Source organism: Cylindrospermum stagnale PCC 7417 (genome assembly GCF_000317535.1).
GTDB lineage: Bacteria > Cyanobacteriota > Cyanobacteriia > Cyanobacteriales > Nostocaceae > Cylindrospermum > Cylindrospermum stagnale.
The window spans coordinates 214,522-226,728 of sequence record NC_020050.1; the positions used below are offsets into that span (position 1 = coordinate 214,522).

Genomic DNA, 12,207 nt, shown 5'->3' on the forward strand with positions numbered 1-12,207 from the left:
GTTAAGTTGCAGGTGTAGAAACTGCATCTAACAACACTAAACCCATTTGCTTCAATAAAGCAGTGTTACCGTCAGGGCAGCCATGTTGAATTAGGCACTTAGCACAGCCAGTATCGCAATTGCAATCTCGTGCTATTACCCCAGCAACCTCAGCAAGTTTTGGCAGATGCTTAAACACAGCCTCAGCCGCACCATTCCCGCCATCACTGGTATCATAAAAATAACTAGTGTAATTGTTATTTTCCCCTATTTCCTTCACCACTGTAAAATTCACCTGTTTGGGGTCAACTCTAGCTATAAGCTGTAATGCTCTCATAATTTGATGCCCAAAGCTGTGGATGGCAATTAAGGTACTGGAATATTCCCACAATTGTTGATAACCAGAAGGAATTGGTTCTTTACTGCGGGTTAAACTACTTCTAGTTTCTTTAGCAAACTCCTGGATGTATTCCCGCGCACTTGAGTTAATTCCTACTTTAACCATTGGGGCTGAAAACTGGGTCCGGAAAGGCTGCTCAAACTTCTCTTCTGACAGGGTTTTGACAATTACGGCTTTGCGGGTGACTTTGCGACACAGGGGACAACGCGGTTGTTTAGATACAGCGTTTCCGGCTATTATGAGGTACAGTAGCAGCAACTAGCAAACCAGTTTCTTAATTGTTGAGGATTTATTAAGTCGAGTGCAACTGAGATTAGTTTATCAACCATTTCCGTTGTAGTTGGAGCGAAACGGCGTAGAAAAGATTTAAGTTGTGACCACCATAATTCAATTGGATTAAAATCGGGAGAGTATGAGGATAAACAAATAACTTTCGCGCCTACAGCTTCAATCATTAGCACAATTGAATCTAGTTTATGTGCGGATAAATTATCCATGACTACTACTGCTCCTGACCATAAATTTGGCACTAAAAACTTCTCAACAAATAATTCAAATGCCCTGCCATCCATTGAATTATTCATTGTCATTAATGCAACTACTTTGTTAATACTAATTGCTCCAATTACTGTAACTTTTGAACCTCTATAGAAGGGGTTAAGAGAGTAAGCTCTTGTTCCCATTTGTGAACGGGCATGAGTCCTCGTTAACCCAAGTAGAACGCCAGTTTCGTCCAAAAATACTAAATTTTCTGGCTCTATATGTTTGACCTTTTCCCAATAATCTAATCTTAAATTTAAGACTCTAAGAGTCCCGGCTTGGGTACTCCGCTTTGTTTTTTTTTACGATTTAATCCTAATTTCTGTAAGGCCCGACACATTGCACTTCGACCCACCCAATTACCAGTCTTGTCTGCCAAGAATTCACATAACTCTATCAATGTTGCATCTGGATGTGCTTCAACTAATTCCCTTAACTCTACTTCCGCATTTGTTAAATGACTAAATTGTGGTTTCCCTCGCGGCTTTGGTTGTAAATTTCCTTCAAGTTTTTGTTGCTTTACAAGCTTTTGCACTAAACTCTTTGAGACGGAAAATATGTTAGCTACTTTCCTGATTGAGATGTTTTTTTGAAGATGTGCTGCAACTATTTTTTCTCGAAACTCGACAGAGTATGACTTCATTTAAAGGTATTTATATTTTAATTTAGTGTACCTCATAACAGACGCAAGTGCTGTAAGGGTTCTTTGTAGTTAAGACAGCGTTTATTTAAACAAGTCTGCTCGTAAATTTGCGTCATTAAACTGTAACCACTGGTAATGTGCTTAACTTCACCAAAACTTAGTTCCAGGGTTAAATATTCTTTACAGTCATCAACTTCACCATCTGGAGAAAACAGCAATGGTAAATTCACTGGGTCAGTCAGCACGGTGAGGCTACTGGTTTGTGATTCTGTAGTTGCAACTGTAAAAACTGGGCTATCTGCTGTCTGTTTTAATATTGCTCGTTTACTGTTGAGGTCTAGCGAAATACACTGATAAGTTAGCATTTGTCCATTGGTATCTTGTCGTTTGTAGATGGCTTGGGGATGGACTTCCCGGTGAGCAATATCTTCTGAGATTTCCTCTAGTTCTTTCCCGGATGTAGCATCTACTAATTTGATGGTAGTTTGAGATAAACCACCACGAAAGTTAACATCTTTATGGGGATAACCTTTAGCCCACAAGCCATTGCGACCTTTATGTAAATGTCCTTGGGCTAACAACAACTTTGCTACCTCAAAAGCTGCTGTACCGAAGTAGTGTTTGATTTTGTTGGTGGGGATGCCTGTTTCTGCGGCTGCACACATCAAATGTTTGGCTGCAAAGATGGGATATTCGTCGTTAAAGAAGACTTCCTCAGATTCTCCAGATACGAGCATTTCTGGATGTTCTGCTACGTAACAGTCTATGGGGTTCAAAGCATTGGGAAGTAACACTGTTAGTCCTGGTTGTGAACGTCCGGCTCGACCACTGCGTTGCTGATACGCCATTTTGGAACCAGGCCAGCCACGCAATACACAACATTCTAATTCTGGTAAATCAATTCCTGCTTCTAATGCTTCTGTGGCAATAATCCACTTGATTATACCAGACTGAAGTTGATTAACTACTTCGGCTCGACGCTCGGCAGTAATGCCACTGTAAAATGCGGTGACTTGGTTTGATTTTAACAGTTCTGTTAATTCTCGCACACTGCGCCGGGAATTACAAAAAGCGATTCCTGATTTATTTTGATTGAGTAAAAATTGAATTATCCGCGCGGTGTCAGCAGTTAAATTGTAACCGGGTTGAGTGACAATTACTTGTCTTGGTGGTGAAGCTGCTCCACTTTTACGAATCCAAATTAAGGGTTTGGGGTTGAGTTTAGTTGGTTTTAAACCGGAGATTTTTAAAGCTAATTGTTTAGGATTACCACAAGTAGCACTGAGGAATATAAATTGCAGTTGTTTGGAGTCACCACCGTAATTATCTACTGCTAGTTTGATGCGCCGAATTAACCAAGCCATATTTGCGCCATAACTACCGGAAAGGGTGTGAGCTTCATCAATTAATATGTAGCGCAATCGCTGATAAAAGTTTGCCCAACTTTGAGATTTCCAAACTTGTTTGAGTTGGAAATGAATTAATTCTGGAGTTACACCTAATATATGCGGTTCACTTTTGAGAATTTGTTCTCGTTCTTCTGATTTAACATCTCCAGTGATCATCGCCAGCACTGGTCGAGATTTTTGGGGTATGGTAGAAAGGAGTTGTGAGATTTTATGAAATTGGTCTAGTGCTAAGGCTCGCAGTCCATAAAATGCTAATGCTCGGTGTTCTTGATTGATGCAACCTTCGATAATGCCGGGGTATGTGCTGAGGGTTTTACCACTGGCTGTAGGGGAGGTGAGGATTAAACTTTTACCTCTTCTAATTGCTTGTAAGGCTTTGATTTGATGGGAGTAAAGTTGGGTAATTCCTAATGATTGCAGGGCTTTTATTAATTGTTTTGGTAGGTCATTGGGGATATTTTTTAGGTTGGGATCTGTGGCAGGGATAGTTTGTTGCCAAAGTAATTCTTCACCTAGAAATTCGGTGATATCTGTAGGTTCAGGGGCATGGTGATTTGAGTGGGAGTTTTCGGTAATGAGTGTAGTGGGTGGTGTCCAAAGGCTTTGCAGTAATAAGCTGTAATTGGGCGTGTTCATGGCGGGGTTTTTCGCTCTTTGCCCTAATAAATCCCCCAGTGGGGGAGTGATGTTGAATTAAAATACATAGTATTGTTTGCTACTATGGTTTTCGAGTAAATTATTTGTTCTCCCATCAGCATCTGATGACTCAAAATTTTTTGATGCGTTTCTGGAATACAACATTTGCGTGTAGTAGTTAAGTTGAGAGATTGCACGAGTCGATCTCTACCCCAAAGTAAATTTTGAGTTTTGTATCAGAAATTAGACAAAAGAGTCAATAAATGATTAATCCCAAACAGCTTATTGAAGATATCCGTAAAAACACTTATGGCATTGGTTTACAGACTGACCAAGCAGCTCAAGGAGTTATTGACAATTTTAGGAGAAGTCTGAACAGCGCACTCGAACGACTTTCAGTAGACCTTTATTCTAAAGAAACTCATTTCGTTTTAGAACTTATTCAAAATGCAGACGATAACCAGTATCAAAGTGGAGTAATTCCTACACTAAACTTGACAATAGAACCGCAAAAAATTATTGTTCAAAATAATGAGCTTGGATTTAGTGAGGATAATGTCAGAGCAATCTGTAATGTAGGACGTAGTACAAAAACTAAGGTAGAAGGATACATTGGTGAAAAAGGAATAGGATTTAAATCAGTATTCCGCATCAGTGATGAACCTCAAATATTTTCCAATGGATTTCAGTTCCATTTTAAGCGCCAAGATAATGAGAATCAACTGGGATTTGTTACTCCTTACTGGATTGAAGCAATTCCTAATTATGTTGATTCAACTTTAACCAATATTATTTTACCACTTCGAGAATCAGCTAAAGATGAGTTAAGTAAGTTAGGTGAAATTGAACATACATTAATTTTCTTTCTCCGCCAACTTAAAACTGTCACAATCGAGAATAGAGTTAATAATGAATCTCACCAAATCACACGCTTAGATAAAAATGGAAATATAGAGATAGAAGAAACTAGGGAACTGATAAGAAAAAAATATTTAAATAAAAATGCAGAAACGTTGAATGCAGCAATAAAACTTTACATACTAAGATGTAATTGTCCTATCAAGGGTTAATTGTCAACATTTCATAATATCTTCCATCCAATGTACATAACTAATTTGTTGACACATACAGGCTTGTAAATAGCGGAATTTATCTAATATTTTTTCACCCCATTGTTTAGGAACAGATACAAGTTGTAAAATCAGATAAGCAATGAGACTTGCATAGATTTGTATGGTAATACCATTAACATTTTTGGTAATTAATTTATCAAGTTTTAGGTGCATCTTTAAAAATTTCCATAACAATTCAACTCCCCACCTTAAGCGATAAATATCTCTAATATCATCATCTCTAACTGCTGCATCTCCATTAGTTGGTAAATTAGTGACTAAGCGAAATTCAGTTCTCGTTTCTAAATCACAAAAATTAATCACTCTATAAGCTTGTGCATCTGTTGATGAGCCAATTTTTACCAGTCCATTTTCTGATTCAAATTCTAACTTCCAATTATTTTTAATCCGTAACACAAAGTATTTATTTTCTTGAACTAGTTCTTGAATAAAATTTAAACCTGCAAAGCCCCTATCCATTACTCCAACAGCATCTGCTGGCAAATTAGACATCATCTTTGAGCCAAATTTATAATCATGATTATGACCAAAGTTGATGAAATTATCTTCTGGACTTCCTGTAGCAAGATTTAGGGAACTAAACAGTTTAACTTGATGATAATCCAGAATCCATAACAGCTTACTTGTCAATGTAATAATTGTTGAATCAATTGGACATATTGCATATTTATTGTGTAACTTCTTTCTGGACTTTATTCTGGACTAATTGATTTAATTGATGATAAATCTTCTGGAATACTTCTTGACTTCGATGAGTGTTAGCTTTGGAAAACGTGGAAATATCTACATCAAATCCTGTATTGTTTAATCGTTTAAATAAATCCCTCATACTCGTTAAGCTATTATCCAGGGCATAAGCTAACCAACACTCGACAAAAAGACGGCTGTTCAAAACAGGATAATCATTTTTTGGTAGCCCTCCCAGGATATTTTTGACAATCTTGGGAAATGAATTTATAATCATCGTTAATCGAAATATTTTAATCCTTTGCCCAAAATCTAACATATTTTGGGCTATTCTTATCGGAATTTTCTTAACATTCAACACTTCTGATAAAAATGGAAATATAGAGACAGAAAAAACCAGAGAAGTAATAAATAATAAACATTGTTATAGTTTGCTTAAAAAGAATTTAATTGTACCCGAACATATTCAGGAATCAAAAAGAGAAAACGTTAAATATACTGAGCTAATTCTGGCGTTTAGCTTGCAAGAGGATGGTTCAGCAGATACAAGATTAGAACAAAAAGTTTTTGCTTTTCTTCCTACTCGCAGCTACGGATTTAAGTTTCTGATTCAAGCTGATTTTCTAGTCCCAGCTAACCGGGAAGATATTCATAAAGATACACAATGGAATAAATGGATCAGAGATAACATTGCAACTACATTTCTCCTAGCTGTAGAGAAATTTAAACAAGATAGTAATCTGCAAAAAACCTATTATAACTATATTCCACTAAATAGCGAAATTAAGGATGAGTTTTTTATTCCTGTAGTTAGCGAGATTCACAATAAACTAAAAACTAGTGAATGTATTTTAACTGAATCAGGAAAATGGGAGATTCCTTCTCATGTTGTGCAGGTAGATGAGCAAATTAGGAAGTTAATTTCTAATGCTGACTTACAAAAGCTACTCAATAAAGAGTATATCCATCCTGAAGTTAAGGCTAAAACCTCTATTCTCGAATCTCTTGGAGTTAAAAAATTTAGCTTTGATGATTTATTGCAGTGTTTACAGAATAATGAATGGTTACAGAAACAAAGTGATAATTGGTTTGTAGAACTCTATATTTATTTAAAAAGTTGTAATTTAAATGATTACTCTGACTTACCAAAAATCAAGAAATTAAAGATTATTCCTTTAGAGAATAACCAATTAGCTTCAATTGCTGAAACCTCAATATTTTTTCCATTTAATAATGTTGGAGAATATAGTTTTGAACTGCAATTTATTAAGAAAACGCTTTTAGAGTCAAATTCTAAGTTTGCTGTAACAGAATTTCTCAAAAAATTGGGCGTTCAAAATGCTTCGTGTTATGAAATTATCGAAAATCATATTTTACCCCTTTATAAAGGAGATAGTTGGAAAAGTAAAGCTAATCAGCTTTTAGAATATATTTGTTACATTAAAGACAACTTATCGGAATACGAAAAAGAGTTTAATAAAATAAAAAATCCTTATTCTTACTCGTATTCCAAAGAAGATCCTCTAAAAAGCTTGAAAGAATTGCTGTTGATAAAAACAGATAAAAATGGCTATTCTCGCCCAGGAAATGTTTACCTTCCTGCTAGTTATGGGAATCCAAATGAATTGGAAACATTATTATCAGGAATACAAGATGTCTGGTTTGTATCCCCAGAGTATATTCAAGATTTAATGCAAATTAAAAATCCTAGCGAAAAAGCAGAAAAAATTAGAGAGTGGAAAGAGTTTTTTATTAAGCTAGGAGTACATACTGTACCAAAAATAGATGTCAAAATACAAACTGCACGTGGACGATCTAATCAAAAAATAGATTATTACAAGGAATACCCTATTTATAGTTCACCTCACATAATAAGAATCTTAGAAACTAAAAATGTAGAAAAAAATCAGAAATTGGCTAAATTTTTAGATAGCAATTGGGACTATTACAAGCAGTATAAATCTTGGCAAAATTATGCTTATGCTAATGGTGGTTTTTATTCTTACAATCCTAATGATGCAGACTGGTTTACCAAAATTAAAACAGCAGCTTGGCTTCCTACTACGAAAGGAAAATTAGCTAATCCTTCTGAAGTTTTTCTGGATAAAACAGAAACAGGCACAATACTAGGAGATAGCGTTCCATACTTAGCCATTAGTCTCAATAATCCAGATTTTATTAAGGACTTAGGAATAAAAGAAAAAATAACTGATTCCAAGGATTATGCTGATTTATTGCTGGCATTATCCCGTAAAAAAGAGCTTGATGAAAAAGATGAGGAATTAGTTCTTAAAATTTATCAGGAATTGAATAAAGTTGGTATAAATTTAAAAGATTGGTGGAAAACCTTTATCATTGAAAGAATATTTTGGACAAATAAAAAAATATTTTGCACAGCTAGTAAAGTTTTGATAAATGATAATGATGAGGTTTATGAGTTGTTTAAAGACAATCCTCAAATAGCTTTTCTCAAACTCCCCCCAAACTACTATCCTAAACTTCAACACTTTATTAAAGGGACTGATATTCGCTATCTTTCTCAGATTATTAAGACTGAGTTAGCAATTGGAGAAGTACCAAAAGTTGAAGAACAAAGCGTAACTGAGCAAATTAAAGCTTTTACACCTTACATTTTACGTTATCTTTACCAAGTAGAACAGCAAATTTACCAACAGCTTAAAACCAATCACACCCTAATACAACTCAAAGATTTAGTGTGTTACAGGGTGGAAAACCTGCAAATTAAATATCTTCTTGATCAGCAATCAGCTTATACTCAGAGAAGTGCTTTCTTGGATAATGGAAATCTCTACATCCAATCCGGTAGCTTGTCAGATATGGATTATTTAGCCTTGGAAGTTTCTCACTTATTTGGTAATCCAAAGGGGTTAGATGATTTCTTGATTTCGCTGTTTGAGAAAAGAACATTAGACAAAATTGATAGCTTAATGAAAGCGAAAAAGATTCAGCTACTACCTAATGAAGAAAAGCAGTGGTTTGAAAACTCAAATATTTATCTAGGAGAAACTAACTTTATAGAAATAACAGCAGAAAATGATAAAAACATTGAATTTACAGCTAACAAACATCAAAAAATAGAACAAAATAACCGTTCTGTTAAATCAGAATTAACAACTATATTTCCCAAAGATGAAGTTGATGATGCTCAATGGCTACCTGAGTGCGAACCTAGAGAAATTCTAGAACTTGAGGCTATTCAACTGACAAAGGCAAAAATTACATCTAAAGGATATCCTAGCACTGGAAGAGTTACTGAATCTATCATCACTCCATCTTTTGCTGAGTTAATCGAAGACAAAAGTATTTCAATTAAGACTACTTTTAGTAATAGCCAATCGAAATCAGCACCACAAAAAATTATTCAATTAATCACAGAACTACGAATAATAGATAGAGATGAGCCAAGTGAAAAGCCTAAACTAAGCGGTATCTGGGGCGAACAATTTGCCATTGAATATTTAAGGCGACAGTTTAGTGCTAAGTATCCCAAAGGAAATTTAGAGGAAAATCAATACGGATTTTCTATCAAAATTAATAGTCAAGTAGTAGTTGAAGTTCAATGGCTAAATGAAGTTCAAGAGACAGAAGGGTATGATATAAAATTAATTGAAAATGGGCGGGAAGATTATATAGAAGTTAAGTCTAGTAAACCTGGAGCTAAGAAGTTGATAAAGCTATCAGGAAGTCAATGGAAATTGGCTCTTGACCTGGGAGAAAATTTTCATATATATCGGGTTTATAATGCAGGAACTCAACAAGCTACACTTATTGATATTTCTAATCCCAACCAACTTTTGTCTGAAGGTAGTCTCCGTATGGATTCTGTTTATCTTCGGATATAATGTATATCTACCAGCAAAAATATGTTGTATATACCGTTGTAAAAGACAGATTTATGCATCATTCAATTTTTACTTACAATCTTACTTACACAGCGAGAAAGCCAATTTGAAACAATCTGAAACGAGGTGATGGGTAGAAAATGGCGCTAAAGAAATACGCGATGCAATTCAGCTAATGCGAGTTAATGTATAAACAGAGTGATATAAAAAATATCATGCAAGCATACATACTCAAGGGTAAAATAGACCTATCTGGTAAATTGGTAATTACCGAAAATATCAATTTATCCCCCGGAGATGTGGAAGTGATAGTCTTGCAGAAATGTTGATATTGTTGATAACACTACAGTTTCAGCAAGTGAACCAGCACTGGAAACACCAACAAGAAAATCTAGGGTGAAAGCATTTGAGGGTTTATTTGAAAATGCTCCACCCTTTCCACAAAACGTTGATGCAGCTGATTAAACTAACTTAAATAACCTGCTAACATTAAGAATTGCTGGTAGTAAATCCTTACCTTCAGCACCCCTCTTAATAGACATTTCCAAATCCAAAATCATGGACACCGCCCTAGCCAAAGCATTGATACTTGTATTTGCTACTTCCTGACGCAAATAGTAAATACGATGAGGATTGCTGATACTGCACAATTGAGCTAATTCACCATCCTTCTTCACCCCAGAAACTATCGCAGACTTCACCCATAACCAAGTTCTAAATTGCGTTAAAAGAGTGCTGACAATCACCATTAAAGGTTCACAACGAGATAGTAAATCATCCAACAACTGCAAAACTTGATGGCTTTTTCCTTCACGCATAGCCGCTGCCAATTGTAGGCTATTCTGAGTTTGACATGGCACTAATTCGTTGATCTCCGCAAGCTCTAATTTTCTGCCATGAGCATAAATAGAAAGTTTGCGTAACTCAGAAGCTGCACGGGTCATATCGTTACCAATCGCTTGTGCTAAATATTCCACTGCATCCTCTGACAGCAGCAGTTTCAATTTTTGAGCTTGAATAGCGATCGCCTTTTCAATCAAATCATTCCGCCAAAGTGGTATCAACGAAAACTCAAACGACTTCGCATACTTGACCAGGTGTTTGTAAATTTTCAGCCGCTTATCTACATTAGTAGCAACAAACACCAAAATCGTAGAATCAGGCACTTGCACCAACTGCTGCAAAGTTTCTAACTCAGGATCACCCCATTGCTTGAGGCGGCAATTTTCCACAATTACCAGTTTTTTACCATCAGTGAGGGAACGAGTGCGAGCTACACTCATGGCTTTGTCAAGCTTATCATCTGAAAATCGGTGATAGCATAGTGTCAGCCATTGGGCATCAATCTCCGCTTTGTACTGGTTTAACTGTTCCTGAATAGCGTGTTGGTCATCACCTGTGAGCAAGACTATCATCCTCTCACCCTCCCATTATTACTGAGACGGGCAGTTTTAATCAACACAGTCAGAGGTTTTGGACTTTGGGTAGCTCGTTGCAGCATTTTAGCGATCGCCTCCTTACCACTCTCAAACTTTTTCAGGTAAGCTGGTGTCACCTCTAAAATTGCCTTTGACCCTTGCAATTTCACCAGATGAGCATGAGCCAACAGCTTTTGATAGTTGGGTTTAGCCTTATCCATCACCTGCTGCCAAATTTGAGCCAGGTTAGCAGTATTGGTTGCAACTGCTGGTAACAAGCTATCCTCACCTTTGCCATCTCCAGGTTTATCAGTCACCTTGTTGATGGTGTATGTGCCATAAGTTGGTAACAATTTGCCATCATGCCCAGGTTTAACATTTACCGTCTTCGTTGCACCGACAGGCAATAAACCGGGCATCAAGTTGAGTAAACAAACCTCCAGCCACACCGCCGCATTTACCGTATACCGCAGATAATTTTCGGCTTTTTGTAACTCTGCTAGAGACAAATTCAGCGTCTCGAAATTCCAGTGATTTGCAAAAGCTTTGAGTTGGGTATGGCTGACACAACCAGTCAGTAAGGCTTGTTCCTTTGGCACAGACTTGATAACCAGTAAATCTCGGTATGTTTGCAGTAAGTTGGAGAGAATCAATTTGGGCGTTTTACCAGAGTCTACTAAAACTCTTGCGACTTGCAGCAAATTAAAAGTGTTGTTGGTGGTGATCGCCTGTAAAATTGCCATTAGCTCTGTTTCTGTGACACCACCAACGATTTCCATGACATGATGGGCAGTGATATCTGCATTCAAAAGACTTGCCTGACCGAGTAATTGCAGCGCATCCCGTAAACCACCATCGCTGAGTCGTGCGATCGCAATCAGTGCCTCATCATTAATAGAAATAGATTCCGCATCTGCTACAATACGGAGATGCTGCACAATTGTTTTAACTGATAAAGTGCGGAAATTAAACACCTGACAACGGCTGACAATAGTAGGTAACACCTTGTGCAGTTCTGTAGTGCAAAGAATGAAAACCACATGAGGTGGCGGTTCTTCAATACACTTGAGTAAAGCATTTTGAGACTGGGTTGTGAGTTGATGCGATTCATCTAGAATAAAAATTCGGTAACGTCCTGCTACTGGCACTAAAGTACAGCGTTCAATTAAAGCACGGGCATCATCTACACCATTATTGGAAGCAGCATCAATTTCACTGACGTCTAGGCTATTACTGGTTTCAATTGAACGGCAGGATTGACAAATCCCACAAGGTTTGTCAGTTGGTTTTTTAGTATTAAGACAATTAAGAGATTTAGCAAATATCCGCGCAGTTGAGGTTTTACCTGTGCCTCTAGAACCTGTAAACAAATATGCTGGTGCAATTTGTAAATTTTTGACGGCATTAGTCAGAGCAGTTTTGATGTAGGGCTGTCCAACTAACTCTGCTAAAGTTTGGGGTCGATATTTTTGATGTAGAGCGACTGTAGACATAGGATT

8 protein-coding genes and 1 pseudogene are annotated in these 12,207 nt (G+C 36.7%); 2 read left to right on the forward strand and 7 right to left on the reverse strand.

Features of this window, described 5'->3' with window-relative positions:
* Position 1: 1 nt before the first annotated feature.
* Genes CYLST_RS30480 through CYLST_RS30495 form a run of 4 tightly spaced genes read right to left on the reverse strand, consistent with a single transcriptional unit; the run spans position 2 to position 3,607 of the window.
* Entirely contained in the window at positions 2-637 is a 636-nt protein-coding gene (locus CYLST_RS30480; RefSeq protein WP_041234102.1) for a Zn-binding domain-containing protein, read from the reverse strand.
* Positions 616-1,116 (reverse strand): transposase, encoded by a 501-nt coding sequence (locus tag CYLST_RS30485; protein WP_085960646.1) that lies wholly within the window; start codon positions 1,114-1,116, stop codon positions 616-618. Before CYLST_RS30485 ends, CYLST_RS30480 begins: the two co-directional genes overlap by 22 nt.
* Positions 1,117-1,175: 59 nt before the next feature.
* Entirely contained in the window at positions 1,176-1,562 is a 387-nt protein-coding gene (locus tag CYLST_RS30490; protein WP_041234091.1) for a helix-turn-helix domain-containing protein, read from the reverse strand.
* A gap of 32 nt (positions 1,563-1,594) precedes the next feature.
* On the reverse strand, positions 1,595-3,607 hold the full coding sequence (locus CYLST_RS30495; protein ID WP_245587555.1) for a DEAD/DEAH box helicase: 2,013 nt from the start codon (positions 3,605-3,607) through the stop codon (positions 1,595-1,597).
* A gap of 263 nt (positions 3,608-3,870) precedes the next feature.
* Here CYLST_RS30495 and CYLST_RS30500 point away from each other — a divergent pair, with 263 nt between their 5' ends.
* The gene (locus CYLST_RS30500; RefSeq protein ID WP_015328392.1) at positions 3,871-4,677 is read left to right on the forward strand and encodes a sacsin N-terminal ATP-binding-like domain-containing protein; all 807 of its coding nucleotides are present in this window, start codon (positions 3,871-3,873) and stop codon (positions 4,675-4,677) included.
* 3 nt (positions 4,678-4,680) lie between these two features.
* Here CYLST_RS30500 and CYLST_RS30505 read toward each other — a convergent pair.
* Positions 4,681-5,704, reverse strand: a pseudogene (locus tag CYLST_RS30505) (IS4 family transposase).
* On the opposite strand from CYLST_RS30505, the gene CYLST_RS30510 reads away from it, so the two are divergent.
* Entirely contained in the window at positions 5,682-9,290 is a 3,609-nt protein-coding gene (locus CYLST_RS30510) for a protein NO VEIN domain-containing protein (protein WP_157162742.1), read from the forward strand. The pseudogene CYLST_RS30505 and the gene CYLST_RS30510 sit on opposite strands and share 23 nt — an antisense overlap.
* A gap of 461 nt (positions 9,291-9,751) precedes the next feature.
* Here the strand turns inward: CYLST_RS30510 and holA are convergent, their stop codons facing one another.
* Together holA and dnaX are read right to left on the reverse strand one after the other, a co-directional pair.
* Positions 9,752-10,705: a DNA polymerase III subunit delta gene (gene holA / locus CYLST_RS30520; protein WP_015328394.1), complete on the reverse strand. Its 954-nt coding sequence runs from the start codon at positions 10,703-10,705 to the stop codon at positions 9,752-9,754.
* Positions 10,702-12,201, reverse strand: a complete 1,500-nt coding sequence (gene dnaX / locus CYLST_RS30525) for a DNA polymerase III subunit gamma/tau (RefSeq protein WP_015328395.1) — start codon at positions 12,199-12,201, stop codon at positions 10,702-10,704. Before dnaX ends, holA begins: the two co-directional genes overlap by 4 nt.
* Positions 12,202-12,207: the final 6 nt, after the last annotated feature.

Excerpts from the sequence above, each read along its gene's own strand:
- CYLST_RS30490 (WP_041234091.1), bottom strand. The coding sequence starts at position 1,562 with ATGAAGTCATACTCTGTCGAGTTTCGAGAAAAAATAGTTGCAGCACAT.
- CYLST_RS30495 (WP_245587555.1), bottom strand. The coding sequence starts at position 3,607 with ATGAACACGCCCAATTACAGCTTATTACTGCAAAGCCTTTGGACACCA.
- CYLST_RS30500 (WP_015328392.1), top strand. The coding sequence starts at position 3,871 with ATGATTAATCCCAAACAGCTTATTGAAGATATCCGTAAAAACACTTAT.
- holA (WP_015328394.1), bottom strand. The coding sequence starts at position 10,705 with ATGATAGTCTTGCTCACAGGTGATGACCAACACGCTATTCAGGAACAG.
- dnaX (WP_015328395.1), bottom strand. The coding sequence starts at position 12,201 with ATGTCTACAGTCGCTCTACATCAAAAATATCGACCCCAAACTTTAGCA.